27 protein-coding genes are annotated in these 24,811 nt (G+C 64.1%); 12 read left to right on the forward strand and 15 right to left on the reverse strand.

Annotation, left to right across the window (positions count from 1 at the left end; translation table 11 throughout):
* The 4 genes from fliN to motA form a co-directional block, all read right to left on the reverse strand.
* Positions 1-381 carry a flagellar motor switch protein FliN gene (gene fliN, locus IVB50_RS06955; protein ID WP_007595899.1) on the reverse strand — a complete coding sequence of 127 codons (381 nt, stop codon included), beginning with the start codon at positions 379-381 and terminating at the stop codon, positions 1-3.
* Between the two features lie 76 nt (positions 382-457).
* Positions 458-772, reverse strand: a complete 315-nt coding sequence (locus IVB50_RS06960) for a hypothetical protein (RefSeq protein ID WP_018453958.1) — start codon at positions 770-772, stop codon at positions 458-460.
* Positions 753-1,694: a FliM/FliN family flagellar motor switch protein gene (locus IVB50_RS06965; protein WP_026232638.1), complete on the reverse strand. Its 942-nt coding sequence runs from the start codon at positions 1,692-1,694 to the stop codon at positions 753-755. The genes IVB50_RS06960 and IVB50_RS06965 overlap by 20 nt, the downstream gene beginning before the upstream one ends.
* Positions 1,688-2,587, reverse strand: a complete 900-nt coding sequence (motA, locus tag IVB50_RS06970) for a flagellar motor stator protein MotA (RefSeq protein ID WP_247295087.1) — start codon at positions 2,585-2,587, stop codon at positions 1,688-1,690. The genes IVB50_RS06965 and motA overlap by 7 nt, the downstream gene beginning before the upstream one ends.
* A 142-nt stretch (positions 2,588-2,729) precedes the next feature.
* Here motA and IVB50_RS06975 point away from each other — a divergent pair, with 142 nt between their 5' ends.
* The 4 genes from IVB50_RS06975 to IVB50_RS06990 all read left to right on the forward strand — a co-directional run bounded on the left by IVB50_RS06975 (position 2,730) and on the right by IVB50_RS06990 (position 7,092).
* Positions 2,730-3,518, forward strand: coding sequence for a DUF1217 domain-containing protein (locus IVB50_RS06975; RefSeq protein ID WP_247295089.1), 789 nt, complete (start codon positions 2,730-2,732; stop codon positions 3,516-3,518).
* A gap of 3 nt (positions 3,519-3,521) precedes the next feature.
* Entirely contained in the window at positions 3,522-4,250 is a 729-nt protein-coding gene (gene flgF, locus IVB50_RS06980) for a flagellar basal-body rod protein FlgF (protein ID WP_247295091.1), read from the forward strand.
* A gap of 35 nt (positions 4,251-4,285) precedes the next feature.
* Complete coding sequence (gene fliI, locus IVB50_RS06985) at positions 4,286-5,611, forward strand: flagellar protein export ATPase FliI (RefSeq protein ID WP_018453953.1); 1,326 nt, start codon at positions 4,286-4,288, stop codon at positions 5,609-5,611.
* Positions 5,612-6,456: 845 nt separating this feature from the next.
* Complete coding sequence (locus IVB50_RS06990) at positions 6,457-7,092, forward strand: MarR family transcriptional regulator (RefSeq protein ID WP_026232636.1); 636 nt, start codon at positions 6,457-6,459, stop codon at positions 7,090-7,092.
* Between the two features lie 1,261 nt (positions 7,093-8,353).
* On the opposite strand, the gene IVB50_RS06995 is transcribed toward IVB50_RS06990, so the two are convergent.
* Positions 8,354-8,743 carry a hypothetical protein gene (locus tag IVB50_RS06995; protein WP_247295092.1) on the reverse strand — a complete coding sequence of 130 codons (390 nt, stop codon included), beginning with the start codon at positions 8,741-8,743 and terminating at the stop codon, positions 8,354-8,356.
* A 286-nt stretch (positions 8,744-9,029) separates the two neighbouring features.
* Between IVB50_RS06995 and IVB50_RS07000 the strand changes: the two genes are divergently transcribed.
* Positions 9,030-9,287, forward strand: a complete 258-nt coding sequence (locus tag IVB50_RS07000) for a DUF2798 domain-containing protein (RefSeq protein ID WP_247295094.1) — start codon at positions 9,030-9,032, stop codon at positions 9,285-9,287.
* A gap of 50 nt (positions 9,288-9,337) precedes the next feature.
* Here IVB50_RS07000 and IVB50_RS07005 read toward each other — a convergent pair whose 3' ends face one another.
* The 3 genes from IVB50_RS07005 to IVB50_RS07015 all read right to left on the reverse strand — a co-directional run bounded on the left by IVB50_RS07005 (position 9,338) and on the right by IVB50_RS07015 (position 12,577).
* A complete protein-coding gene (locus tag IVB50_RS07005; RefSeq protein WP_085361046.1) occupies positions 9,338-11,125 on the reverse strand; it encodes a chloride channel protein in 1,788 nt (595 codons plus the stop codon).
* Positions 11,126-11,137: 12 nt separating this feature from the next.
* Complete coding sequence (locus IVB50_RS07010) at positions 11,138-11,791, reverse strand: class II aldolase/adducin family protein (RefSeq protein WP_198957640.1); 654 nt, start codon at positions 11,789-11,791, stop codon at positions 11,138-11,140.
* A 159-nt stretch (positions 11,792-11,950) separates the two neighbouring features.
* On the reverse strand, positions 11,951-12,577 hold the full coding sequence (locus tag IVB50_RS07015; protein WP_018460263.1) for a MarC family protein: 627 nt from the start codon (positions 12,575-12,577) through the stop codon (positions 11,951-11,953).
* 286 nt (positions 12,578-12,863) lie between these two features.
* On the opposite strand from IVB50_RS07015, the gene IVB50_RS07020 reads away from it, so the two are divergent.
* The 7 genes from IVB50_RS07020 to IVB50_RS07050 all read left to right on the forward strand — a co-directional run bounded on the left by IVB50_RS07020 (position 12,864) and on the right by IVB50_RS07050 (position 18,964).
* Positions 12,864-13,682 carry a gamma-glutamyl-gamma-aminobutyrate hydrolase family protein gene (locus tag IVB50_RS07020; RefSeq protein WP_247295096.1) on the forward strand — a complete coding sequence of 273 codons (819 nt, stop codon included), beginning with the start codon at positions 12,864-12,866 and terminating at the stop codon, positions 13,680-13,682.
* 3 nt (positions 13,683-13,685) lie between these two features.
* Positions 13,686-14,873, forward strand: coding sequence for a carboxylate-amine ligase (locus IVB50_RS07025; protein WP_018460265.1), 1,188 nt, complete (start codon positions 13,686-13,688; stop codon positions 14,871-14,873).
* Positions 14,874-14,965: 92 nt separating this feature from the next.
* Positions 14,966-15,172 (forward strand): hypothetical protein, encoded by a 207-nt coding sequence (locus IVB50_RS07030; RefSeq protein ID WP_026233987.1) that lies wholly within the window; start codon positions 14,966-14,968, stop codon positions 15,170-15,172.
* A 112-nt stretch (positions 15,173-15,284) separates the two neighbouring features.
* Positions 15,285-15,851 carry a ferritin-like domain-containing protein gene (locus IVB50_RS07035; RefSeq protein WP_018460267.1) on the forward strand — a complete coding sequence of 189 codons (567 nt, stop codon included), beginning with the start codon at positions 15,285-15,287 and terminating at the stop codon, positions 15,849-15,851.
* Between the two features lie 154 nt (positions 15,852-16,005).
* Positions 16,006-16,389, forward strand: coding sequence for an Hsp20/alpha crystallin family protein (locus IVB50_RS07040; RefSeq protein ID WP_007601432.1), 384 nt, complete (start codon positions 16,006-16,008; stop codon positions 16,387-16,389).
* Between the two features lie 8 nt (positions 16,390-16,397).
* Positions 16,398-18,803: an endopeptidase La gene (gene lon, locus IVB50_RS07045; RefSeq protein WP_247295098.1), complete on the forward strand. Its 2,406-nt coding sequence runs from the start codon at positions 16,398-16,400 to the stop codon at positions 18,801-18,803.
* Positions 18,804-18,808: 5 nt separating this feature from the next.
* On the forward strand, positions 18,809-18,964 hold the full coding sequence (locus IVB50_RS07050) for a hypothetical protein (protein ID WP_247295101.1): 156 nt from the start codon (positions 18,809-18,811) through the stop codon (positions 18,962-18,964).
* A 70-nt stretch (positions 18,965-19,034) separates the two neighbouring features.
* Here IVB50_RS07050 and IVB50_RS07055 read toward each other — a convergent pair whose 3' ends face one another.
* The 7 genes from IVB50_RS07055 to IVB50_RS07085 form a co-directional block, all read right to left on the reverse strand.
* The gene (locus tag IVB50_RS07055) at positions 19,035-19,337 is read right to left on the reverse strand and encodes an HU family DNA-binding protein (RefSeq protein ID WP_007601427.1); all 303 of its coding nucleotides are present in this window, start codon (positions 19,335-19,337) and stop codon (positions 19,035-19,037) included.
* Between the two features lie 357 nt (positions 19,338-19,694).
* Complete coding sequence (locus IVB50_RS07060) at positions 19,695-20,927, reverse strand: acetyl-CoA C-acetyltransferase (protein ID WP_247295103.1); 1,233 nt, start codon at positions 20,925-20,927, stop codon at positions 19,695-19,697.
* 147 nt (positions 20,928-21,074) lie between these two features.
* A complete protein-coding gene (locus tag IVB50_RS07065; protein WP_085361044.1) occupies positions 21,075-22,538 on the reverse strand; it encodes a GH1 family beta-glucosidase in 1,464 nt (487 codons plus the stop codon).
* 863 nt (positions 22,539-23,401) lie between these two features.
* Positions 23,402-23,809, reverse strand: a complete 408-nt coding sequence (locus IVB50_RS07070; RefSeq protein ID WP_018460275.1) for a hypothetical protein — start codon at positions 23,807-23,809, stop codon at positions 23,402-23,404.
* Between the two features lie 60 nt (positions 23,810-23,869).
* Positions 23,870-24,037, reverse strand: a complete 168-nt coding sequence (locus IVB50_RS07075) for a hypothetical protein (protein WP_162847266.1) — start codon at positions 24,035-24,037, stop codon at positions 23,870-23,872.
* Positions 24,038-24,206: 169 nt separating this feature from the next.
* The gene (locus IVB50_RS07080) at positions 24,207-24,440 is read right to left on the reverse strand and encodes a hypothetical protein (protein WP_018460276.1); all 234 of its coding nucleotides are present in this window, start codon (positions 24,438-24,440) and stop codon (positions 24,207-24,209) included.
* Complete coding sequence (locus IVB50_RS07085) at positions 24,437-24,736, reverse strand: hypothetical protein (protein WP_085384859.1); 300 nt, start codon at positions 24,734-24,736, stop codon at positions 24,437-24,439. Before IVB50_RS07085 ends, IVB50_RS07080 begins: the two co-directional genes overlap by 4 nt.
* Positions 24,737-24,811 lie beyond the last annotated feature (75 nt).

Below are 24,811 nucleotides of genomic sequence, written 5' to 3' on the forward strand. Positions count from 1 at the left end.
TCAGGTATCACCCTGTCCCAACGGCCCGACAATTTCGGTGAGCGAGACGCCGAAGCGGGAATTGTCTTCTTCGACCACGACGACCTCGCCGCGGGCGACGACGCGACCGTTGACGACGACGTCGACGGGTTCGCCGACCCGGTGGTCGAGCGGAACCACCGCGCCACGGCCGAGCTTCATCAGGTTTGCCACCGGAATGGTTGCCGATCCCAGCACCACCTGCATGGTCACGGGAATGCGCAGGATCGCATCGACATTGGCGAACTTGCCGGTCTCCTCCGCAGTGCGCGCGGCGATCTCCGCCAGCCGCTCCAGCGGAGATGTCTCCGTATGCCCCTCGTCGGACGCCGATGCTGACTCATAGTCGAAGGATTGCGCCATTTGGTATCGCCTCTTGGTATTTCCGCTCCCGGAGCGCCGCGACGTTCCGATCGTATTTATTCCGCCGGCTTCGGCTTCAATGCTTGTTCACGTCGGCGCCGCCCGCGGTCGCCGCGGATGCGAGTCCGCTCCTCGCATCGAGCGCCGCGATCGCCTCGTGGGCCTGGTCGATCTTCGTGCTCAGCACGTTGGCGAGCCGCCCGAGATTTGCGGTGGAATCATGCGCCGCGGTGATGACCGTGTCGAACGCGCCCGCCGTCTCCTGGACGATGGTCGAGAACTCGCCCTGGTAGCTGCGCAACCGCGCCAGCTCGCGATGCATCCGGGTCACCCGCATGCTGGTGAAGGCGAGCGCGATCAGCAGCACGGCATCAACGAGATAGGATATCATCGACGAACTCCCGTTTCTGATCGACGGGATCTGCCACCTGCATGGCGTAATAGCCATCAAGCTGGCCGATCTGACACCAGAACAGCACCTGGTTGTTGCTCTCGAGCCGAGCCAGCGTGCGCGGCGTGGCTTCGAGCTCGAGCACCTGTCCCACCTGGAACTTCACGACGTCGCCCAGCGAAATCATCTTCTCGTCCAGCACGGCGCTCAGCGTCACCTCGGTGCGGTGAACCTCGGTCTCCATCTGCTCGCGCCAGCGCGGATCGGCCGCGCGGCCGTCGCTGACGACGACGGTCGCGAGCTTTTGCCTGAGCGGGTTGAGCGCGGAATGCGGGATGATGAGGAACATCTGACCGCCGCGGTAGAGCGCCTGCAGCATGATGTTCGCGCAGATCGACATGTTGCCGCTCCGCCCGATCGCCAGCGACGCCATGGCGGTCTCGACCCGCTCGACGCGGAAGGTGACGTTGGAGGTGCCGGCGAAAGCGGATTGCAGCGCCTTGGCGAACCGCTCGAACAGCGCCTGGACCAGGCGGATCTCGATGTTCGAGAAGCTGCGCTCGACGTCGAGCGGCGGTTCGGCGCCATCGGAGCCGAACATCGCTTCGACCATGGTGAACACGAAGTCGCGGTCGAGCATGATGATGATGCGGGAGTCCCACTGCTCGGCATAGAGCACCGCCGCAACCGCGTTGGCCTCGTAGTCCTTGATGATGTCGCCGACACGGTCGTTGGTGATGCCGTTGACCGAGAAATAGCATGGCGTTCCAGCCATCGGCTGCAGGCTGTCCGTGCACGATGCCGCCATGCGATCGAAGATCACATTGAGCATCGGCATGCGCTCGATCGAAATGCCGGCGGCGTCCAGCAGATAGTTCGGCAGCGGCTTGCGCTGATCGATTTCGAGGGCTTCCATCATGATGCGCGCGCAGCCTTCGGTTCAACCTCGGTCACGACAGCCTTGGGGCCCGCGATCGTCTCGTTCTCGACGACGTCGATCGAGGGCCGCTCGGGGCTCGCGATCATCTTGCGGCCGTGCTCGACGGCGATCTGCGGCATGGCGCCGTTCATGAACGCCAGCAGCGTCTGCTTGACGATGATGTAGGGCCGGCAGCGCTTCTCGCGCGTCATCTTCACCTTCATCGCGAAGGGCGAAATGATCCCGTAGGACAGGAAAATACCGGCAAAGGTGCCGACGAGGGCGGCCCCGATGAAGCCGCCCAGCAGCTTCGGGGACTGGTCAAGCGCGCCCATGGCCTTGATGACGCCGAGCACCGCGGCGACGATGCCGAGCGCAGGCAGCGCCTCCGAGACCACCACCAGCGCGTGGTAGGGCGCCAGCTTGCTCTTCACGATGGTGTGGATCTCCTCGTCCATCAGCGCTTCGATCTCTTGCGTTCGCGCGTTACCCATGATGATGAGGCGGACGTAGTCGCAGATGAACTGGAGCAGCGACGGATCTCCGAGCACGCTCGGGTACGCCTTGAAGATCTCGGAGGACGCGGGATCGTCGATATGCGCCTCGACCTCGTTGCGGCCCTTGCCCCGCAGCTCCCGCATCAGCGCGTGCAGCGCACCGAGCAGATCGAGATAGTAGCGCTGACCTGGCACCGCTCCCGTCACCGCCTGCACGCAGGCAAGCCCGGTATCCGCGACCGTCTTCCAGGGATTGGCCATGATGAAGGTGCCGGCCGCGGTGCCCATGATGATCACGAACTCCCACGGCTGCATCAGCACGCCCAGATGCCCGCCCATGGCGGCAAATCCGCCCAGCAGTGCCGCTACCGTGATGACGATCCCCACGAAACTGCCCAACGCGCCGCTCCATCACCGATCCCATCGGGAATATCTAGTTGGCGAGCCTTGCGCGAGGCTGGCTTCCCCCTCGCCAGCCTCGCGCAAGCGATTCACGGCAGCTTGGGACGACGTCGCGAGAGCGGCCAGAGGGGCGCGTGTCATGCTATCCACCATCGCGGACTACACCAGACTGACCAAGGACATGGGCAAGTCGCTGACACAGGTCGCGACGCAGCCGGACGTCAGCCGTGACACCGATTATTTCCTCAGCCACATCGGCAACGTGAAGACCATCGACGACTTCCTGAAGGACTATCGTCTCTACTCCTACGCGATGAAGGCATATGGCCTCAGCGAGATGACCTATGCCAAGGCGTTCATGCGCAAGGTGCTGACCGAGGGTATCGCGGACAACAAGACCTTCGCCAACAAGCTGACCGATACCCGCTATCGGCAATTCGCGGCCGCCTTCAATTTCGCCGCCCTCGGCGACAAGGCGACCCAAACCGCCGCGGCCACGACCGGCACGGCGACCCAATACGTTACGCAGACGATGGAGGAGAAGGCCGGCGACCAGAACGAGGGCCTGCGGCTGGCGCTCTATTTCACGCGCAAGGCCTCCACGATCACCAATTCCTACCAGATCCTCGCGGACAAGGCGATGACGCAAGTGGTGCAGACGGCGCTCGGCCTGCCGTCGACGATCAGCTCGGCTGATATCGATGCCCAGGCCAAGATGATCACGAGCAAGATCAAGCTCACCGATTTCCAGGACCCGGCCAAGGTCGCCAAATTCGTGCAGCGCTTCGCGGCGATGTGGGATGCGACCCAGGCCCAGAGCGACAACTCGACCAACCCGGCGCTGGTCCTGATCGGCGGCGCCACGACGTCGATTGGCATGGATTCCAACGTGCTCACGACACTTCAGAACATCAAGTTCAACAGGTAAGTCATGCAATCGGCCCTCTATGTAGGATTGTCGGCGCAGGTCGCTCTCGAAAAACGCCTCCAGACGATCGCCAACAACGTCGCCAACGTCAACACGGCGGCGTTCCGCACCGACGTGGTGAAGTTCGAGACCGTGCTGTCCAAGGCGGGCGCGAACCCGGTCGCCTTCTCCTCGCCCGGCGACAACATCATCTCGCGCGAGATGGGCAGCATCACCGAGAGCGGCAACCTACTCGACGTCGCCGTGGTCGGACAGGGCTGGATCGCCTTCGCCGGTCCGAACGGAACGGTCTATACGCGCGACGGCCGACTCCAGATCGCCGCCAACGGCGACCTTCAGACCGTGTCCGGCTTCCCCGTCATCGATTCCGGCGGCGCGCAGATCACCCTCGATCCGAACGGCGGACCGGTCTCGATCGCGCGCAGCGGCGCGATCACCCAGGACAACAACGAGATCGGCACCATCGGCCTGTTCAACATTCCCGCCGACGCCAATCTCGACCGCTACGGCAATTCGGGCGTCACGCCCAACCGGCCTGCGACCGCGATCGCCGACTTCTCCCGCGACGGCTTCAAGCAGGGCTATGTCGAGGGCTCGGGCGCCAATCCGATGATGGAATTGACGAAGCTGATCGCGGCCTCGCGCGCCTTCGACGGCACCAATTCGATGATCGAGGGCACCGAGAGCTCGCTCCAGAACGCAATCCGGACGCTGGGCGAACCCGGCAAATAGACTGCGCCCGCGCGCAATGAGATTGGACGGTTTCCTTGAACGCTCTTCGGCAACTTGAGTGGGCGCTGCTGGAGCTTCAGCAGAGCACTCCCCTGGCAAGCGTCAGCGGCGCGATCTCCGAGATCGCGTCGACGCATTTCCGCGTCTCCGGCCTGTCGCGCTTCGTCAGGCTTGGCGAGCTGATCGGCGTCAACTCCGGCGGCAAGCCCCAGATCGGCGAGGTGGTGCGGATCGACAGCGAGGGCATCATCGCCAAGCCGTTCGACCGGCAGTTCGCCGGCGGCCTCGGCTCGGTCGCCTACCGGATGCCGCCCCTGTCCTTCGCGCCCGATCCGAGCTGGAAGGGCCGCGTCATCAACGCGCTCGGGGCGCCCCTGGACGGACAGGGCCCTCTCACCCCCGGGTCGCGTCCGGTCTCGGCCGAGGCGGAGGCGCCTTCGGCCATGAAGCGCGCGCGGGTCCACAAGCCGCTGCGCACCGGCGTACGCGTCATCGACCTGTTCGCCCCGATCTGTGCCGGCCAGCGTGTCGGCATCTTTGCCGGCTCCGGTGTCGGTAAATCGACGCTGCTTGCGATGCTCGCCCGCAGCCAGGGTTTTGACACGGTCGTGCTGGCCCTGGTCGGCGAGCGCGGCCGCGAGGTGCGCGAGTTCATCGAGGACGTGCTGGGCGCCGATCGTCACCGCGCCGTCACGATCGTGTCGACGGGAGACGAGAGCCCGATGATGCGGCGACTGGCGCCGAAGACGGCCATGGCGGTCGCCGAATATTTCCGAGACCGGGGCGAATCCGTCCTGCTCATGGTCGATTCGATCACCCGCTTCGCCCACGCCGCCCGTGAAGTGGCGCTCGCCGCCGGTGAGCCCGCGGTCGCGCGCGGCTACGCACCCACCGTCTTTACCGATCTGCCGCGCCTTCTGGAGCGCGCCGGGCCCGGCGAGGAGGGATCCGGGACGATCACCGGTATTTTCTCCGTGCTGGTGGATGGCGACGATCACAACGAGCCGATCGCCGATACCATCCGCAGCACACTCGATGGACACATCGTGCTCTCCAGGCACATCGCCGACCAGGCACGTTACCCGGCGGTGGACGTTCTGGGTTCGGTCTCCCGTCTCGCCCATAACGTCTGGGACCCCGAAGAGCGCGAATTGGTGAGCAAGCTGCGCGCCATGATCGCCAAATACGAGGACACGCGCGACCTTCGCCTGATGGGCGGATACCAGGCGGGACGTGATTCGGGGCTCGACCAGGCGGTCGACATGGTCCCGAGAATCTATGGCGCGATGCGGCAGGACGCTTCGGCTCCCCCAAGCGCCGATCCGTTCCGCGAGCTGCGGGACATGCTCAAGGGCGACTAGCAAGTCTCAGATTGAGTCGGCGCGCGAGGCGCCACGCGATCGCACCTTGCTCGTTGTTTTCGACAGGCGATTGCGCATGCCGCCACGCCTCCAGCGCATGCGCGGCCGTCTCCGGTTTCCGCCGCGATCGCCTACACCATTCGGGTGAGGCTGGCCGCGCCGAATGCGACCGACCGGCGAGTTCTCGACCCAGTTCGGACAACCGCCGCGTGTAATTCCTGTGAGTTCCCTCGGACAATTCTTGGCAGAACGCACAAGTTGTGGATGACATGCGGACGCACATCGTCGTCCTGCACAAGCTTCGATCAACTTGCATCAACGACAGCCAACGGGCCGTGCAATAAAACCGTCGCATAGTCGCGTGCATGTTGCTCGTGGGACAGCGTATTGCGTTCACCAACATGTGTCCCGAGGAGCGAGATTGTCTTGAACGTTACATTCGCCTGCGACGACATCCTGTCTGCGAGATGGTCTCTACTTGATTTTGTTGAGAAGGTCATTCATCGTTTCGTCGGAAGATAAGAAACGTCTGCGTATGACTTGAACCTTAGGGGCTTCGGTTGAACTACTCCGATCCATCGTCTGGTGGCGACGGCTATTCGGGCTCCCGTGCGACGACGCCGCGAATGGCATATCCACAGCAACACCGCCTCCCACGCCATAGCTTGCAGTGCTCATCAGTCCAGGTCGGGCGCCGGGCAGGCCGTGCCTTCACGCGAGAGAAGAGCACGGTGCATGTGTCGGACGTTGCCGGTGGTCCGGCTTCTCGCAAACGGCTCGTGCGCAACGGCGGAAGGCGGCTCCGGAGCGCCGCAGACGTGACTCCCGGGGCAAGGTAGGAATTCATGCCATTGGCAAGAGAAGCCGTGGAGCTGCTGGTTCAGGCAGCGAGGGCTTGGTATTTCGAAGGCGATCAGCATGGGTTGCGCGATCGGGAATGGATGGCGCTGCGCTTTCTCGGCCGCGCCAACAGGTTTTCGCGCACGCCCTCCGCGCTCGCCGGCTTCATCGGCGCCACCAGGGCGACTGCATCGCAGATCGTGAAGACGCTGGAGAGCAAGACCTTCCTGGTGCGAAAGCCGTCGCACGAAGACAAGCGTTCTGTCGTGCTGCACGTCACTGCGCAGGGCGAGAAGTGCCTGAGCCAGCACGATCCGGTCAATCACGTGCTGAACGCGGTCACGGCGCTCGGACCCGACGAGTGCGTCAGGCTGCGCGATTCGCTGCGCGAGATCCTCAATCATCTCGACGCGGCACATCAGCGGCTCGATGCCAGCGTCTGCCGGGACTGCATGTTTCTCGCCGAACGCGGGCCGGGTACCGGCAAGGGACGCGCAACGGCCGAATTCATGTGCCGGCTGTATCGCGCCCCGGTTTCGCTCGAGGAGACTGAACTGCTCTGCACCAGTTTCGAGCGCACCCGCGACCGTCCCAAGATCGAGGAGCATCTCGACCGCGCGCGTGTGGTGAACCAGGGGTGAGGCACGCGTAAATTTCCGCGCGGTGGCGATCTCTGAAAGGCGCACAGAGCCTCTCATGTTCCGGACAAGCTGCAACGCGCAAAGCGTGTCGAAGACGCGCGTAAACGCGCTTATGGCGCTGCTGCGCAGAACCGGGACCAGGGCGACACGGCGTAATGCGGCGAGATGGGCCCCGGCTCTGCAGCCGCACCGCAAAAGCGCTGCGCTGCGTCCAGGGCACGAGAACGGAGTGTGGCGCACATTCTCTCCACATCGTCATTGCGAGGGCAGCGACTTGTCCGCCGAAGCTTTAGCGAAGGCGGAAGCAATCCAGAGTCTCTCCGCGGTAAGACTCTGCTTCGCTGCGCTCGCAATGACGGAGGATGAGGCGGCGGCTTCGTCCTCCCAGCACCACTGTCATTCCCCGCGAAAGCGGGGAATCCAGTACGCCGCGGCTTCTCGGTTCAATCATAACTGTCTCGGAATACTGGATCGCCCGGTCAAGCCGGGCGATGACAGGGAGTGTGTAGCCGTAGACACGCCTTCGCGTCCTCGCGGCGTTTCGCCCGAGCTTTGCCTGGTCATTCCACCCTCAAAGCCAAGAGGGCGCAGGGAAGACCGGGTGCCGGCTGGCACCCGCGGTCCGCTGCGCGAAAATGTAGCGCAAGGGAAACCGCACAGCAGCATACAGGTGTAGCCAATCACTCGGCCTTCCCTGCGCGATGGTTGGACGGCTTATGCCGTGCTCTCCCGGGAGCCGAGTTCCTTTTGGCCTCCCTCGTCCCAACGAAAGTCACCGGCACCGCGCCGGTTGACGCGACTGCCGCATCCGCAAGAGCTTGACCGTAGCAACGACGGCCAGGACCACACGGTTTTGCCGTACGCACGGCTCGCCATTTCGCCGCAGTTTTTCCAGCCCTGTCGACGGAGCCGGAAACTTACAGACGAGACGAAGCCTAGCAGCGCCGCTCGTCGGAACGAAGCCTTGGGCTCACGGAGAGCAATCCGCCCTGCCCTTGGCCTCTCGCACCCGAACGCTGCCGCGTCCACCGCAAGCCCGGCTCGCGAACATGACGACCACAAGATCGCCCCTCAAGGATGAGCCGGGATGGACGACACATACGCTGAAACCGAATTTCGGTAAAGTGGAATATTTTTTCTGGAGGGGATTGACGCGCCCGCGACACAGGTCGCGCAATGAGACGCCTCGCGCAGAAGCAACAAGGGGCGGTGCAAAACACCGCCCCTTGGCGCGAAACGAGACTGCGGCGAGGACAGGCGCCTAATAAGGCTGATAATAGCCACGCGGACCATAGTAGGGACCGCCGCCGTAATATCCCTGGCCGCCGTAGTAAGGACCCGGGCCGTAATTATAGCGGTCCTCGTAGTACTCCTGGCGCCTGCTCTCTGCGATCGCGCCGCCGATCAGACCTGCCGCCGCGCCCATGAAGGCGAGGCCTGCAGCGTTCGGGCCTCGACGATAATAGCGATGGCGGCGAGCCGCGCTGAAATCGGTGGCAGCCGGAGCGGCCGGGCCCGCGGCAGCGGCCTTGGCGGGCGCGGGCGAGTTGGCAGCCGAAGGGGTGATCGGGGCCGTCATCAGAACAAGACTTGCGAAAGCTGCCAGCCCAACGTTGCGGCCGGCTGCAGAAATCATCGGTCCCTTATTCATCTTGACCTTCCTGTTCTCGCTCAAAGCGACATAATCAAACACCACTTAACGGGCAAACCACTGAAATGGTTTCGTGATCGCGGCAATCTGCCACGCGTTGAACGATTGTAAATCGAACGTCCAGATCCAGCTTGAACCATCCAACATGAGCGGATAATGAACAGGCGCACCGTTTTTCGGTCGCCGTAAGCGTTTTACGTGAACCAACGCATCAACCGACGCCGTCGGGATCGATGCCGTTCTTGGGTTCACCGTGACTGACGCGTCTTATTCCAAGAGAAACCAGATGATTGCGGTTGGCAAACTGCCGGCGCGCTATGCGTCGATCGTGATGCCATTTGTGCTGTCCATCCTCATGACGGCCGTGGTGTCGGTCATTTCCACCCTTCGAAGCCTCGGCGCAACGCCGGCGTTCCTCGCGACCTGGCCGGGCGCCTGGGCGCTGTCATGGCTCGTCGCCTTTCCGACGCTGCTGATGGTGCTGCCGCTGGTCCGCCGGATCGTGGCGAGCGTCGTCGCTGCTCCCTCGCAGCCAGGCCGATAGCAGGCGCGGACGGCGGCGCATGACGCACGCCGTCCCGCTTCCGCGTGACCTTACGACAGCGCGCCGAGTACGCCGCGCGTCGCCTTGTCGATCTCCTCGACATAGCGGCGGCGGGCGAAGGTCTCGGTAAGGAAGCCGACCACCTTGCGGCTGTCGGTGGAATCGACCACCGCCAGCATCTCGGCCTCCGCCTCGTCGAACACCGCCATCGCCGACTTCACGTTCATTTCCGGGATCAGCACGATCTCGGTCAGCCGCGCGAGCTCGATCACCTGGATTTCGTCGGCGATGGTGTCGAGGTCGCCCGAGAACAGGTCGGGCAGCAGGACAAGCCCGACATATTCGTCCGCATTGTTGACGATGACGATCCCGGGCCGCGAGCCCAGCGCGAATTCGCGGCGGACCGCGGCGATCGTCGTGGTCGACGGCACCTTGCCAACATCTGAGCGCATCAGCCGCTCGACGGTGAGGTTGCGCAGCCAGCCGACGTCGTTGGCGCTGCGGATGGTCTCGCCGCGCAGATGCAGGCGCCAGGTCGAGAAGGAGTGCCCGAACATGAAGCGGACGCAGATCGAGGTGACGATGCAGCCGGCGAGCACTACGGCGGTAACGTCGACGTTGCGGGTCATCTCGAGCACGAGGAACGACATGGTCAAGGGACCGCCGACGATGGCGACGCCCAGCGTCGCCATGCCCGTCAGCATCGCGACCAGCGGATCGATCACGAAGTTCGGGCTGATCAAGAGCAGCACCGCGGAGAAGAACTTTCCGATCAGGCTGCCCACGAACAGCGAGGCAAAGAACAGGCCGCCGCGGAAACCGGAGGCGAGCGAGATCAGGCAGGCCGTCACCTTCAAGGCGATGATCAGCGCGATCAGGCCGATCGTCATGTCGTGAAAGAGATCGAGCACCATTGCGCCGTGGCCGGCCGCCAGCACCTGCGGCGTGACGATCGCAAAACCGCCGACGATGAGGCCGCCGATCACCGGGCGCAACCAGACCGGCAGCCATTTGAACAGGCGCTCGAACATCGAGGACGAGCGCATCACGGCGATGCCGACACCGCTGGTGACGAGCGCGAGACCGATCAGCGCGAGATATTGCTCGACGCCGACGGCGCTGACCTTGGGTATTTCGAGCGAGTATGGCGCGCCGCCGAGCCATTGCGCGGTCAGGGCGCCCGCGAGCGAGGCGGCGAGGATCGGCGCCGCGCTGCCGACCGAGTAGACGCCGACGATCAGCTCGCAGGCGTAGAAGGCGCCCGTGATCGGTGCACCGAAGGCCGCCGCGATCGCCGCAGCGGCACCGCAGCCGACGATCAGGCGCAGATCGTTGCGGCGCAGATTGAAGAACTTGCCGAGCAACGAGGCGATACCCGAGCCGATCTGGGTATAGCCGGCCTCGAGGCCGACGGAGGCGCCGCAGCCGTTCGAGATCAGCGTCTGGCTGGACACCACCACGCTGTCGCGCATCGACAGATTGCCGCCGCGCAGTGCGTTCGCCTCGATCGGATCGACCGCGCTGGAGAGCTTGAGCCGTCGCCGCCACCACTCCATGATCCCAAGCACCAACCCGCCCAGCGCGGGCGCGATCAGCGCGGCCCACGGACTGACGCTGGTATTGGCGGACAGGCGGACGTCGATGGGAATGCCGTAGATCACCATGTGGGCAATCTGCGCAATCTCGGCCATCAGCGTCACGATGGCGCCGGCGAGCGTGCCGATCACCAGCGCCAGCGGGATCAGATAGAATTCGTTGCTGCGTAGCAGCGCCCGCAGCCGAACCATGATGCGGTTCGTCCCCTTGCGGTCGGCGAGATGTCTGATCCGCAGGAACACGTTCTGTCCGCCCTACCCTTCCGACATGCCGTAACCGGACATGCGCTGGCGGACCCGCTCGATCTCGGCGCTCGACAGCAGCGGCGGCTCTCCGATCTGGAGACAGCCGTGATATTGCCGCGCCAGCGTCTCGACCTCGACCGCGAGCCACATCGCCTTGTCCAGCGACTTGCCGATCGCGATCATGCCGTGATGGTCGAGCAGGCAGGCAAGTCGGCCCTCCAGCGCCCGCACGGCATGTTCGGACAGCTCCGCCGTTCCGAAGGTGGCATAGGGCGCGCAGCGGATGCTGTCGCCGCCGGCGGCCGCGATCATGTAGTGCACGGGCGGGATCTCCAGGCCCATGATCGCCAGGATGGTGCAATAGGTCGGATGGGCGTGGACGACGGCGTCGACGTCTGGCCGGGCCTTCAGGATGTCGAGGTGGAAGCGCCACTCGCTGGACGGCTTCTGATCGGGCGCGTGCGAGCCGTCCATCGTCATGAACACGATCTGGTCCGGCGTCATGGCGTCGTAGGGCACGCTGGTCGGGGTGACCAGAAGCCCGTCCACATGCCGGACGCTGATATTGCCCGAGGTGCCCTGGTTGATGCCGAGCGCATTCATGCGGCGGCAGGCGCCGATGATGGCCTGTCTCTTGTCGAGCTCGTCCGCTGTCATCGACATCTCGATTTCCTGACGGTGGGCGCCTGTCAGACGGGGAGTACGTCAAAGCAATGTGGCAGCGCAAGAGAAAGCGGACCGGGTCGCGCACGATCCCGTCAGCTGCCTCATGGCATCATGGAATAAACATGAAAATCAAACTATTAACAGATTGTCGCAGCTCTAGGGCAGGCCCGCCCGGACGGCCGCGATTCCGTTGATCACGAACTGCACCGAATAGGCCGCGAGCAACATGCCGAGCACGCGCGACAGCACCGCATTTCCGGTACGCCCGAGGGTGCGGGCAATCAGGCTCGCCGAGACAAAGCAGAGCATGCAGAGCAGGCACACGGCGAGCACGACCGCGATGATGATCGCGAGCCTCGGCCCGTAGCCTGCATCGCCGGTCAGGAGCAGCGTGGTCGCGATCGCGCCGGGACCGGCCATCATCGGGATGGCCAGCGGGAAGACCGCGACGTCGGAGGCATGCTCGGAGGTTGCCTTGTCGGCCTCGCGGGCCTCGCGATGCGGACGGTCGCCGAATATCATCTGGTAGGACACGCCGAACAGCAGCAGCCCGCCGGCGATCTGGAACGCGGGGATGCCGATCCCGAGCTGGCGCAGCAACCAGTTTCCGATCGTGGCGATCACCACCAGGATCGACGCCGCAATCAGCGGCGCGCGCAGCGCGATCGTGCGTTTGGTCTTGTCGGGCATTCCTCCGGTCGCGGCGAGGAAGGCGGGCACGAGACCAACGGGATCGACCACCAGCAGCAGCGTCACGAAGGCGGACAGGGAGAAATCGATCATGGCGCCTCTTCCGATCCGACGGCCCAAGCACGTCGCAATAACAAAAGTTAGTTCAGCGTGTGCTCAAAAACATCAAGCAGCTCAATCGCGAAGCAACCATTCTGCAGGATTGCCGTTGCCCTCGGCATCGACACACCAATAGAAGCAGCCCAGACAATTGCACGAGCCCCATTCCAGAATTGATCCGCACGATCCCATTTCCTGCAGCCGCTGGGCGCTTCGATTAGGGACAAACGTCAGAGAACTCCAGGCCGCCATTCACCAATTCGGCGGCGCCGCGGACGCAGTGGCGTACGGTCTTCAGCAGTGGCGGCTCACCGCATCCCGTGGCCAGTGGCAAGCCCGCAGCGGCGCGCCACAGGTCGGCATCCTCTCGGATTCCATGGTTGCGCGCGGCGAACAGCTGGCCTCGGTCGCCTTGATCTGCGTCAACGCCGTCGGCCTCGTCGCGGGCGCCGTGCCGCGGGTCCTGCCCGCGGCACCGGAAGCAGATGTCGATGCGTATCTCGACCGCCTCGACGGCCTCTTCATCGGCGGGGGGCAGACCAACGTCCATCCCTCCCGTTACGGACAAACGGCCGACGAAGCGCGCGATGGTCCATTTGATGAATTCCGCGACGAGGTCGCACTACGCCTGATTCCGCGCGCGCTGGCGCGCGGCATTCCCGCTCTGTTCGTCTGCCGTGGAATCCAGGAGCTCAACGTCGCGTTTGGGGGCACGCTCGCGAAAGAGCCGGACGATCTGCCCGAGGATCGACGCCACGGCACGCCCGAGGCGGACAATGAGGATGCCCGCTATCGGCTGCGGCAAAAAGTAACGCTGCGCAAAGGCGGCGTGTTGCAGCAGATCTGCGGCACAGACGCCATCTCGGTGAATTCTCTGCACAGCTGCCTGATCGCCGATCTCGCACCGGGGCTTGTGGCGGAGGCCGTGGCCCAGGACGGCTCGGTCGAGGCCGTCAGCGTCGAAGGCGCGAGCGCTTTTGCGCTCGGCACGATCTTTCATCCGGATTATTGGGCGAGCTCCGACCACGCGTCGGCCCGCATTCTCTCTGCCTTCGGAGACGCGGTTCGTCAGCATGCGAAGGCGCAAGGGGCAGCGTAGGTCATGCACCGTTACCGCTTCGGCATTGAGGAGGAATATTTTCTGGTCAACCGCCAATCGGCGGCACCGAAGTCTGAGCTGCCCAAGCCCTATATGGCAGCCGCCCAGAAACGCCTTGGGGAGCGGCTGACCACCGAGATCCTACAATCGCAGATCGAAGTGGCGACGCCGCCATTGGCGACTTCAGCCGATGCCGTCACTGAGCTTGCACACTACCGCGCGGTCCTGGCCGAGGTCGGCAAGGAGCACGGGGTCGGCATCGTCGCGGCGGGGACGCATCCGTTGGCTCAACCCCAGCAGCAGCGCATGACGCGCAAGCGCCGCTACAGCAAGGTCATCAGCGACCTCGGGATGGTTGGCCTGGGCAATCCGATCAGCGGGCTGCACGTTCACGTCGAGGTGCCCGAGCCAGACCACCGGGTCGAGATCATGCACCGCCTCGTGCCATTCCTGCCGCTGCTGCTGGCGCTGTCGACCTCGTCGCCGTTCTGGTGCGGCTACCCCACGGGACTGCTCGGCTACCGCAATGCCGCAAACGACGCCCTGCCCCGGACCGGCTTTCCCGAAATGTTTCGCAACCTCGCGGAATACGAGACCTATGTGAAGACCCTGGTCGATGCAGGCATCGTCCCTAATGCCACCTATGTGTGGTGGGCGCTCCGGCCTTCGCTCCAACATCCCACCCTGGAGCTGCGCATCACCGATTGCTGCACGGCAATTGCCGACTCGGTGGCGATCGCGGCGCTGTTTCGCGCGCTGGTCAGGCACGCCGTGCACCATCCGGATCTTAACGCCACCCATTCGGCCGTGCACCGCGCGCTGATCGAGGAGAACCGCTGGCGTGCCCAGCGCTACGGAACCGACGGGACGTATATCGACCTGGTGTCGTTCGAGCCGGTCTCGTTCAGGACCTGGCTTGAGACGGTGATCGCCATGCTGGCGCCCGACATCGCGCATCTTCGCATCGAGGACGATATCCAGCATCTCAAGACCATCCCCAAGCGCGGCACCTCGGCCCATCTTCAGCTGGAATATTTCCGGGGCTTGAGGAAATTCGGCCGATCGCCGCGGGAGGCGATCGGCGATGTGACGAAATGGCTGCGGACCTCGACCGAGGCCGGGGACTTCACCGCACGTGCGGGCGAGCCGAGAGGGAGTTCGGTGCGGCAGCCTGTCGCCAATCCGGTGTGAGGCGCCGCATGCGACGAGGGCTGGTTGAGGAACGACCTTCCGCCATCCGACTTAGCTGACCATGACCGCAAGGGACATGGTGGAGATCATCTATGAGCGACAGCGGTGTTAGCATGTTGCTGGGCCACGCCTCGACCCAGATGCTTTGGCTCTGGTTCATCGGCGCGTTCGTGCTTGGCGGCGCCCTCGTCTACGGAGTGATGAAGGCCGGTCACCTCCGTCGCAGCGAGCGGGCCCGTCTCGACCGCGCGACGGAAGAGCGGCAGCGCCAGGAAGACCCGTACAAGCGTCCGACCTGAGCGACGCGCCGAGTGCAGCTTGCCGTTTGGAACTTTCGTTCACCGAAAGGCTTGGATCGCCTGAGGATTGAGGAAGGCGATGCCTTCCCGTGTCGCCTCAAGAGGAGGATTTATGGCCAAAAAAGCGAAGAAGCGCACAACCAAGAAATCGTCGACGGGCCGCGCCCGTCAGGCGCCGAAGATGTTGAGCGACCTATTCCTGGAGACGCTCAAGGACATCTATTTCGCCGAGAACAAGATCATCAAGACCCTGCCCAAGATGGCCAAGGCCGCCAACTCGAAGGAGCTCGCGGCGGCTTTCAACAAGCATCTGCGCGAGACCCAGGGCCAGGTCAAACGTCTGGAGCAGATCTTCAAGATGCTGGGCAAGCCGGCCCGCGGCAAGCCTTGCGAAGCGATCAACGGCATCACCGACGAAGGCGCCGAGATCATGAAGGAGTTCAAGAACGCTCCTGCGCTCGACGCAGGCCTGCTCGCAGCCGCGCAGGCGGTTGAGCATTACGAAATCTCCCGCTACGGCACGCTGCGCACCTGGGCCGAGGAGCTCGGCATGCAGGACGCGGCAAAGCTGCTGCAGGCGACGCTGGACGAGGAAGAGGCGACCGATCACGCCCTGACCGAGCTCGCCACCTCCGTGATCAACCTCGAGGCGGAAGAGGAATACCGCCAGGCGGCCTGAGGCACACATAGGGTGACGACGGAACGCCGCGGCCCGGAAGGCCGCGGCGCTTGTTTTCGGATCGCACGATCCGCATGGCACCTGCGCGCAGCCGGGCTGGAATTCTCGGGAACCGGCCCCATATTCAGCGTTCCTCACCCGCCGAGCCCGCATCATGCAACCCAAAAATCCCCTCGACTGGATGCTGTCCGAAGCCTTGGACTCGCTGACCCGCGCCGAACGGCTGCGCCAGCAGTTCGGCCGGCAGGAAGCCTGCTGGGAGCCGCCGATCGACGTGCTCGAAACCGAGCATGAGCTCCTGATCCTGGTCGCGCTTCCCGGCGTCAATCCCGACAATGTCGAGACTGTCATCCATGACGGCGTGCTCGTCATCTCCGGCCAGCGCACCCTTCCGCCAGAGCTTCGCAACGCCCGCATCCACCGGCTCGAACTGCCGCAGGGGCGTTTTGAGCGCCGCATTGCATTGCCCGTTGGCCGTTACGCCATCAGCCGCTTCGTGATGGACGGCTGCGTCGCGCTGCGCCTCGCCAAATCCTGAGGTCGATCATGGCCACCGAACCAATGAATACCGCACCGACCAATCCCCAGAGCAATTCCGACGTGAAGATTCCCGAAGACGCGCTGATCATCATTCCCGTGCGCGAAATGGTGCTGTTCCCCGGCGCCATCGCGCCGATCGCGATCGCACGGCCGAAGTCGGTCGCCGCCGCGCAACAGGCGCTGCGCGAGCAGCGACCGGTCGGCATCGTCCTGCAACGCAGCCCCGAGACCGAGGAGCCCGGACCGGACGACCTCTATCGGGTCGCGACCATCGCCAACATCGTGCGCTACATCACCGCGCCCGACGGCACCCATCACATCGTCTGCCAGGGCGTGCAGCGCGCGCGCATCCTCGACTTCCTGCCGGGGACGCCGTTCCCGGCCGCGCGGATCCAGCAGATTCCGGAGCCGACCACCAGCACGCCCGAGATCGAGGCCCGCGGGCTGAACCTGCAGCGCCAGGCCATCGAGGCGATCGAGCTGCTGCCGCAGGCGCCGCCCGAACTGGTCGCGATGTTCCAGGGCACCACGGCGCCCGGCGCGCTGGCGGACCTGGCGACCTCGTTCATGGACATCAAGCCGCAGGACAAGCAGGAGGTGCTGGAGACCATCGACCTCGCTCTGCGTGTCGAGAAGGTGTCGAAGCATCTGGCCGAACGGCTGGAGGTGCTGCGCATCAGCAACGAGATCGGCCAGCAGACCCGCGCCAGCTTCGACGAGCGGCAGCGCGAAGCGATCCTGCGCGAGCAGATGGCGACCATTCAGCGCCAGCTCGGCGAAGGCGACGGCAAGGCGGCCGAGGTGGCCGAGCTGACGGCTGCCATCGCCAAGGCCAACATGCCGCCCGAGGCCGATGCACATGCGAAGAAGGAGCTGCGCCGCTACGAGCGCATGCCGGAGGCCGCCGGCGAGGCCGGCATGGTCCGCACTTACCTGGACTGGCTGATCGAGCTGCCGTGGGCACTGCCCGCGGAGAAGCCGATCGACATCAAGGAAGCGCGCCGCATCCTCGACGCCGATCACTTTGGCCTGGAGAAGATCAAGAGCCGGATCATCGAATATCTGGCGGTGCGCAAGCTGGCGCCGCAGGGCAAGGCGCCGATCCTGTGCTTCATCGGACCGCCCGGCGTCGGCAAGACCTCGCTCGGCCAGTCCATCGCACGCGCGATGGACCGTCCCTTCGTGCGCGTCAGCCTCGGCGGCGTGCATGACGAGGCCGAGATCCGCGGCCACCGGCGCACCTATATCGGCGCGCTGCCCGGCAACATCATCCAGGGCATCAAGAAGGCCGGCGCCCGGAACTGCGTCATGATGCTGGACGAGATCGACAAGATGGGCCGCGGCGTGCAGGGCGATCCTTCCGCCGCGATGCTGGAGGTGCTCGACCCCGAGCAGAACGGGACATTCCGGGACAATTACCTGGGCGTGCCCTTCGACCTGTCGCGCGTGGTGTTCATCGCGACCGCAAACATGCTGGACCAGATCCCGGGTCCGTTGCTGGACCGCATGGAGCTGATCAGCCTCGCCGGCTACACCGAGGATGAGAAGCTGGAGATCGCGCGGCGCTATCTGGTGCGGCGGCAGCTCGAGGCCAACGGCTTGACGCCGGAGCAAGCCGAGATCGAGCCGGAGGCGCTGAAGCTGGTGGTCAAGGGCTACACCCGCGAAGCCGGCGTGCGTAACCTGGAGCGGGAGATCGGAAAGCTGTTCCGCCATGCTGCCGTGCAGGTCGCCGAGGGCACGGCTGCCAAGATCGTCGTGACGCCAAAGGACATCGGCACTGTGCTCGGCCAGCCGCGCTTCGAAGGCGAGATCGCGCAGCGCACCAGCATTCCAGGCGTGGCCACTGGCCTGGCCTGGACGCCGGTCGGCGGCGACATCCTGTTCATCGAGGCCTCGCGGGTATCAGGCCGCGGCGGCATGATCCTGACCGGCCAGCTCGGCGAGGTCATGCGCGAGAGCGTGCAGGCTGCGATGACGCTGGTGAAGAGCAAGGCCACGCAGCTCGGCATCGATCCGCAGCTGTTCGAAAAGAGCGACATCCACGTTCACGTGCCGGCAGGCGCGACCCCGAAGGACGGACCGAGCGCGGGCGTTGCGATGTTCACGGCGCTGACGTCACTGCTCACCAATCGCACGGTGCGCAGCGACACCGCCATGACCGGCGAGATCTCGCTGCGCGGCCTGGTGCTGCCGGTCGGCGGTATCAAGGAGAAGGTGGTGGCGGCTGCGGCCGCTGGCCTGAAGCGGGTGATGCTGCCGGCGCGCAACAAGCGGGATTACGACGATATCCCGCAGAGCGCGCGCGACAACCTCGAATTCATCTGGCTGGAGCGCGTCGACGAAGCCATCGCCGCGGCGCTCGAGCCGGCCGAGGCCAAAATCGAGGCCAAGGTCGAAGCGGCGGAGTGAATGCGATGAAGAAACTGCTGGAAAAAGCGAAGCAATCGCGAAAGACGCAGCGGTTGCGCCAGTTGCTCGATCGCGCCATCGACGGGGTTCGCGATGCGCTGGCGGCATCCGGACCGCGGCTTCAGCCGATCCCGGTCCGCGCGAAGCGCCGCAAGGGTTGAGCCCTCCGTCTCAAGTCCTCGCGACAGCCCCGAACAAAAGGCCCCCTCGCTCGAGGGGGCCTTTGCGTTGTTAGCCCACGGCGTCCTTGGCGGCCTTGACCGGGCGGGCGCGGACGATCTTCCGGGCCGGCTTGGCCTTGAACATCATCTCTTCGCCCGTGAACGGGTTGGTGCCCTTGCGCGCCTTGGTGGCGGGCTTCTTGATGACCACGAACTTGGCGAAGCCCGGCACCAGGAACAGGCCGTTCTTCTTGAGCTCCTTGTGACCGACGTCGGTCAGCGTCTCCATGACGCTCTTGACGTCACGCTTGGAAAGCTCGGTGGTGGTCGCGATCTTTTCGATCAGCTGCGATTTCGACATTTGGGTGGCCATCGTGTCTCCTCTGATTCGTTGACGGCTGCATATTAGACCAACCGGTGAAGGCCTATAGCCTTCTGCACAGTTTTGTCGGGGTTTTACGGGCTTTTTTGGCCCTCTGTGGCAAAAAACCCTGCTTTTTAGCCACTTCCGGAGCGGGAGAAGCCTCAGGCAGCGGATTTTACCTTGTTTCAAAGGCCCGCACGCAGCCTTGCTAAAGCTGATTCGATGCTTTCGACAAGCGATGACCGGCCTCTTTGTCGGAGTCCGGTCGCGATTCACCCTGGAAAATAAGCCTAGATCGTCGTGATGTGGCGATCGCGGGTACTTTCTCTCCCTTATTTCTAGGGAGCGCGACGAGCTTCGCTCGCGCTAGATACGTTCGATGATGACGGCCGGGGCCATGCCACCGGCCGCGCACATGGTGACGAGACCGCGCTTCAAGTCGCGCCGTTCAAGCTCGTCGAGCAGGGTGCCGATCAGGATCGAGCCGGTGGCGCCGATGGGATGGCCGAGCGCGATCGAGCCGCCGTTGACGTTGACCTTGGCGCGGTCGAGCTTGAGGTCGCGGATGTATTTTTCCGCAACCACGGCAAAGGCCTCGTTGATCTCGAACAGGTCGATGTCGTCGATGGTCAGCCCCGCCTTCGCCAGCACCTTGCGCGTCGCCGGCACCGGCGCGTTCAGCATCAGCGTCGGCGAGTCCCCCATATTCGCCATCGCGACGACGCGGGCGCGCGGCTTCAGGCCGTGCGCCCTGGCGTAAGCGGGCGAAGCCAGAAGGATCGCGGCGGCGCCGTCGACGACGCCGGACGAGTTGCCGGCGTGGTGCATGAAGTCGATCTCGAGGTCGGGGTATTTCTGCAGGATCAGGCCGCGATAGGTCGCGCCCCTGTCGTCGAGCGCATGGTCGGCGACTGCGGGGAATGCGGGCTTCAAAGCGCTCAGCCCTTCCATCGTGGTCTGCGGCCGCGGATATTCTTCATGGTCGAGCGCGAGGCTGCCGTCCTCGCGATGCACCGGCACGAGGCTCTTCTTGAAGTGGCCGTTCGCGATCGCATGCGCGGCACGCTTCTGACTTTCGAGGCCGAGCGCGTCGACGTCCCTTCGCGTGATGCCTTCCAGCGTCGCGATCGCGTCGGCGCAGACGCCCTGATGCGACTGCGGATGCCGCGCTCGCAGGCGCAGATTGCCGTTGTCCATCATCATCGGACCGCCGCCGCGGCGTCCTTCCATCGACATCATCTCGCAGCCGCCGGCGACGACGAGGTCCTCCGTGCCCGACATGATCGAGCTTGCGGCCATGTTGACGGCGGTGATGCCGGAGCCGCAGAAGCGGTCGAGCGTTACGGCACTCGCGCGCACGTCGTAGCCGGCGTCCAGCGCCGACATGCGGCCGAGATCGCCGCCTTGCGTTGCGACCTGCGCGCTGCAGCCCCAGATGACGTCGTCGACGTCGGCGGTGTCGATGCCGGTGCGCGTCGCGAGCGCGCGCAGCACGGTTGCTCCCAGCTGCTGCGGATGAATGCCCGAGAGCGCCCCCTTGCCGGCCTTGCCGACGCCCCGCGGGGTCCGGCAGGCATCGATGATGAGTGCGTCGATCATTGGCGTTATCCTCTTGTTGAACGGTTGGAAGCGTTTTGAATCAGCGGGCGAAGGGAGTCAATGCGCGCTGGCGGAACCGCCTCACCCCGCCTCTCAACGCGAGCCAAGCTCGTCGCCCTTCCGCAAGAGCGGGGCGAGGGAGAGCGATCAAACCCCCGCTGCGTTCTTCGCGATCACGTTGCGATAGAAGCTGGCGCTGAGTTTCGGCGTACGCACCTGCGTATCGAAATTGACGTGGTAGAGCCCAAAGCGCTTGTTGAGCCCAAATACCCATTCGAAATTGTCCATCAGGCTCCAGAGGAAATAGCCGCGCACCGGCACGCCTTCGGCGGTGGCGCGCTGGAGCTGGGCCAGGTAGTTGCGCAAATACATGATGCGGTCGGTGTCGTAGATCTTGCCGTCGGGCGTCACGACGTCGTCGCCGGAGGTGCCGTTCTCGCTGATATAAATCGCGTCCGTTTTCCAGATCTTTGCCGCCAGCTTGGGCACCCAGTAGATCGTCTCGGGGCCGACGCGCAGCCAGTCCGAATTCATGTGCGGGAAGGATTTCGGGATCGGCAGCGGCATGAAGCCCGCGCCCTGGTCGGAGGCCACCACATAGTTCTGCGGCGCGTAGATGTTGAGGCCGAGGAAATCGACCGGCGAGGAGATGATCTTCAGCTCCGCATCCGTGTATTTCGGCGCGTCGCGCCCGGCGAAATTCAGGAAGGCGTCGGTGTACTGGCCCGTCATGATGACGTTGAGATAGCCGGCGTTCATTTCGCGCAGCGCGATCTCTGCGGCGCGGACGTTCTCCGGCGTGTCGATCGCGGGGGCACAGGCATCGATGTTCTCCGCCGGCCCCACCCTGGTGCCACGGCGGCCATGGGCGCGTACCGCCTGCACCGCAAGCCCGTGCGCGAGCGCGCTGTTGTGCCTGATCTGGTTGACCTCGGCTTGTGGCAGCGTCACGCCGGGCGCGTCGATGCCGATGCCGTAGCCGAAATAGACGAAGCGACCGCTCTCGTTCAGTGTGAATACGTTCTTGACGCGATCGGTCAGGTGCTCGGCGACATAGGCCGCGTAATCACCGAAGATCTTGCAGGTCTCCGTCGACCGCCAGCCGCCAAACCGGTCCTGGAGCGATTGCGGCAGGTCCCAATGATAGAGCGTCAGCCACGGCTCGATGCCGTTCTTGAGGAGTTCGTCGACCAGGCGGTTGTAGAAATCGAGTCCCTTCGGGTTGGGCTTGCCGTCGCCGTCCGGAAACAGCCGCGGCCAGGCCACCGAGAAGCGATAGGCCTTGCAGCCGAGCTCCCTGATGAGCGCGATGTCCTCCTTGTAGCGGTGATAGTGCTCGTTGGCGCGGTCGCCGGTCGAGCCATCCTCGATCTTGCCGGGGATGCGGACGAACTTGTCCCAGATCGAGGCCCCTCGCCCGTCCTCGTTGACCGCGCCCTCGACCTGATAGGACGAGGTCGCCGTGCCCCAGACGAAGCCCGCGGGGAAACCGTCCACGTTTCGCGGCGGCGATGCGGGCTTGGCGTCCGCGACCTCGAGAGGATTGGCGATTCCGGCTGCGGACAATCCCGCCAGCGTGGCGAACTGGCGACGCGAGACCTTGTCCGACATTGATCGTGCTCCGGGGTGATGCTCTTTCGGTGGCACCATGGCGAATCGCGGGTCGTTTGAGAAGCGGGCGAGCCGAGGGCCGAGGATGCAGGATTGCGGAATGCGACAAAGTTGTCCGAAAGGGGCTAGGGCGATCGTCGGCAGAGCTACCCCAAAGCCGAAATACCAGCCCCACCGTCATTCGAATTCCAGCCCAATCCGGCAAGGAAGTTGTCAGTTCCCTCGATACGAGGGCCCGTAGGCTCACAGAATGCCATATACCGCTCGGAAATTACGACCAAACTTCGCAAATATGGCGTATGCTGCAGCCATCGCCGCTCCGCTCTGGGCGATTGTCTGTCTGCACCGGTCAAGCAAGAGAACGACTGACTTATGACGCGGTTTGACCGCATCAGACTGTGGTAACCTCTTCCGCTTGACCAAGCGCCTGTCCTGCCAGGGATACAATGACTGACCCGCGTCAGAGCCACCGTGAATTCGAGGTAGATATATGTCGTATGCCTACAAGCTGAATGAAGACGTTCGCCACCAGCCCCAAGGCCCACAAGGACGTGCCGCAACTGAGCCACCGATGATTTACACCATCGTCCAGCATATGCCCATCGAGTCCGATGGACGTCTCCGATACCGCATCAAGTGCAAGTCGGAGAAAATCGAGCGAGTCGTCACGGAAGATCAGCTTTCGTATTCGCAGTGATCGCTTGATGACGGCGGGAATCCAGCGCGGATGAATTGGCTCGGTGTTGCCATGACCAACGACGGGACCGTTCTCGTTGCTTGGCGAGCCTGGATTGCGGAATGTCTGCCTGGGTCGGGAGCAGACATGAGGTCCTTCCGCCGCGGTGGCGCGCGGGCTTCCGCGATCAGCGCGAGCGCTTCGGCAACTTTGGCAGCTTGTCGGGATTGAACGGCGGCATCTGCCCGGTTCGTTCAGGTGCGGGCGCCTGCTGTTCCGTCAGAATCAGCGTACCCTGGAGGATCATTCCCGGCGCTTGCGCTGCCGTCGCCGTGTAGGTTGCCACCTTGCCCGGGCAGTTTCCCTCGATGTCCAGCGTGAGCTCATCGTCGACGCCGAACACGGTTGCGCGTCCGTCGGTATGGCGCTTCGTCGACACGGTGGCGGTGAAGCGATCGCCGTCGACCTTGCAAGAGCCGTGATAGGTCATCAGGCTGTCGCAGCCCCAGATCTGTCCGTCTGCGATATGGACGATCCCGGTCCCCTGATCGAGCGGCGTCTTGTACCAGGCGGCGTAGGTGCCGTCCTTCAACATGGGAGCAGTCTCCCCTGGTATTTCCTCGCGCATATCGACACGATCAGCGCTAACAAAGCGTTAATCGCGCGGCCCGAGCCAATCCGGGCTATTCCTGCGCAGCTCGGCCTCCAGGTCTTCAATGATGCTGTGAAGCAGACAGGCGGCAAGTGGATCGGTCACTTCGCGCTCCAAATGCCGGTACCGCGCGATCTGGAATTCCTGCTCTCTCAACTGGTGCTCTGTCATCGGACGGGCCCTCCGACGAACCGACGCAGAGACAGCCGAACAGTTTCGTTACAATTTTAGGATCATTCGCTATGGTTTCCAATCGGTAAAAACAACGCGACGCCAAGCTTCGCCGGCGGGCGGGATCATCGGAGATGTCAAAAGGTCGATACGCTGACACGCACCGCTGTCACGGCACGTCGCCGCCGCTGCGACTTCCACCGATGCTGTGCGGCTTATTGAGGAAGAACTCCCGGTTACCGAGAGCCGCCTCCGCGTACTGATCAATCGCAACCTGGATGGCCTCGATGTGCATGCGGCACCAACCCTCGAGGCAGGACAGGCGCCGCGCATGATGAAGCGCCTTCAGAAATTCCGGCGGCTCCTGCATGTCGGAGAAGTAGGTCGGCCTCTCCCCCTTCATGCTCGTGCCATCTTTCGCGGCGGAACAAGGCTGCGCTTCTCAACCCCGACGCGCGATGGCATCGGCCGACGGCGGGGAACGAACAGGCTGGCGACGACGATCGGGTCGGTGTCTCCGAGCGCGGCCCGCTCCTGAACGAGCCCGCTCATTACCGTGCGCATCTTCATGACTTCGCCTGCGACGAAGCTGCAGTCCTCGTCCCTGTTGATCTGCTCATGCATGATCGCCTCGGCCTCACGCATGCTGACGCGTAACGCCCTGATGATCCTGCGGATTTCGTTGATGCGGTTGTCCATGGCTCGCTCCCTTGGCTGGACGAGCAGCATAAGAACAAAACATGAACAATGAGTCAATCGGCTTGAGGTAGAGCA

Source organism: Bradyrhizobium sp. 87, assembly GCF_023073015.1.
Classification (GTDB): domain Bacteria; phylum Pseudomonadota; class Alphaproteobacteria; order Rhizobiales; family Xanthobacteraceae; genus Bradyrhizobium; species Bradyrhizobium canariense_D.

What these genes read in the sequence shown, in the direction of transcription:
- IVB50_RS07040 (WP_007601432.1), top strand. Translation starts at nt 16,006, where the DNA reads ATGCAACCCAAAAATCCCCTCGACTGGATGCTGTCCGAAGCCTTGGAC.
- IVB50_RS07060 (WP_247295103.1), bottom strand. Translation starts at nt 20,927, where the DNA reads ATGATCGACGCACTCATCATCGATGCCTGCCGGACCCCGCGGGGCGTC.
- IVB50_RS06975 (WP_247295089.1), top strand. Translation starts at nt 2,730, where the DNA reads ATGCTATCCACCATCGCGGACTACACCAGACTGACCAAGGACATGGGC.
- IVB50_RS07080 (WP_018460276.1), bottom strand. Translation starts at nt 24,440, where the DNA reads ATGAAGGGGGAGAGGCCGACCTACTTCTCCGACATGCAGGAGCCGCCG.
- IVB50_RS06995 (WP_247295092.1), bottom strand. Translation starts at nt 8,743, where the DNA reads ATGAATAAGGGACCGATGATTTCTGCAGCCGGCCGCAACGTTGGGCTG.
- IVB50_RS07050 (WP_247295101.1), top strand. Translation starts at nt 18,809, where the DNA reads ATGAAGAAACTGCTGGAAAAAGCGAAGCAATCGCGAAAGACGCAGCGG.
- IVB50_RS07015 (WP_018460263.1), bottom strand. Translation starts at nt 12,577, where the DNA reads ATGATCGATTTCTCCCTGTCCGCCTTCGTGACGCTGCTGCTGGTGGTC.
- IVB50_RS07025 (WP_018460265.1), top strand. Translation starts at nt 13,686, where the DNA reads ATGCACCGTTACCGCTTCGGCATTGAGGAGGAATATTTTCTGGTCAAC.
- fliN (WP_007595899.1), bottom strand. Translation starts at nt 381, where the DNA reads ATGGCGCAATCCTTCGACTATGAGTCAGCATCGGCGTCCGACGAGGGG.
- IVB50_RS06990 (WP_026232636.1), top strand. Translation starts at nt 6,457, where the DNA reads ATGCCATTGGCAAGAGAAGCCGTGGAGCTGCTGGTTCAGGCAGCGAGG.
- flgF (WP_247295091.1), top strand. Translation starts at nt 3,522, where the DNA reads ATGCAATCGGCCCTCTATGTAGGATTGTCGGCGCAGGTCGCTCTCGAA.
- IVB50_RS06960 (WP_018453958.1), bottom strand. Translation starts at nt 772, where the DNA reads ATGATATCCTATCTCGTTGATGCCGTGCTGCTGATCGCGCTCGCCTTC.
- IVB50_RS07010 (WP_198957640.1), bottom strand. Translation starts at nt 11,791, where the DNA reads ATGTCGATGACAGCGGACGAGCTCGACAAGAGACAGGCCATCATCGGC.
- IVB50_RS07035 (WP_018460267.1), top strand. Translation starts at nt 15,285, where the DNA reads ATGGCCAAAAAAGCGAAGAAGCGCACAACCAAGAAATCGTCGACGGGC.
- IVB50_RS07055 (WP_007601427.1), bottom strand. Translation starts at nt 19,337, where the DNA reads ATGGCCACCCAAATGTCGAAATCGCAGCTGATCGAAAAGATCGCGACC.
- IVB50_RS07085 (WP_085384859.1), bottom strand. Translation starts at nt 24,736, where the DNA reads ATGGACAACCGCATCAACGAAATCCGCAGGATCATCAGGGCGTTACGC.
- IVB50_RS07070 (WP_018460275.1), bottom strand. Translation starts at nt 23,809, where the DNA reads ATGTTGAAGGACGGCACCTACGCCGCCTGGTACAAGACGCCGCTCGAT.
- IVB50_RS07000 (WP_247295094.1), top strand. Translation starts at nt 9,030, where the DNA reads ATGATTGCGGTTGGCAAACTGCCGGCGCGCTATGCGTCGATCGTGATG.
- IVB50_RS07075 (WP_162847266.1), bottom strand. Translation starts at nt 24,037, where the DNA reads ATGACAGAGCACCAGTTGAGAGAGCAGGAATTCCAGATCGCGCGGTAC.
- lon (WP_247295098.1), top strand. Translation starts at nt 16,398, where the DNA reads ATGGCCACCGAACCAATGAATACCGCACCGACCAATCCCCAGAGCAAT.
- IVB50_RS07065 (WP_085361044.1), bottom strand. Translation starts at nt 22,538, where the DNA reads ATGTCGGACAAGGTCTCGCGTCGCCAGTTCGCCACGCTGGCGGGATTG.
- IVB50_RS07030 (WP_026233987.1), top strand. Translation starts at nt 14,966, where the DNA reads ATGAGCGACAGCGGTGTTAGCATGTTGCTGGGCCACGCCTCGACCCAG.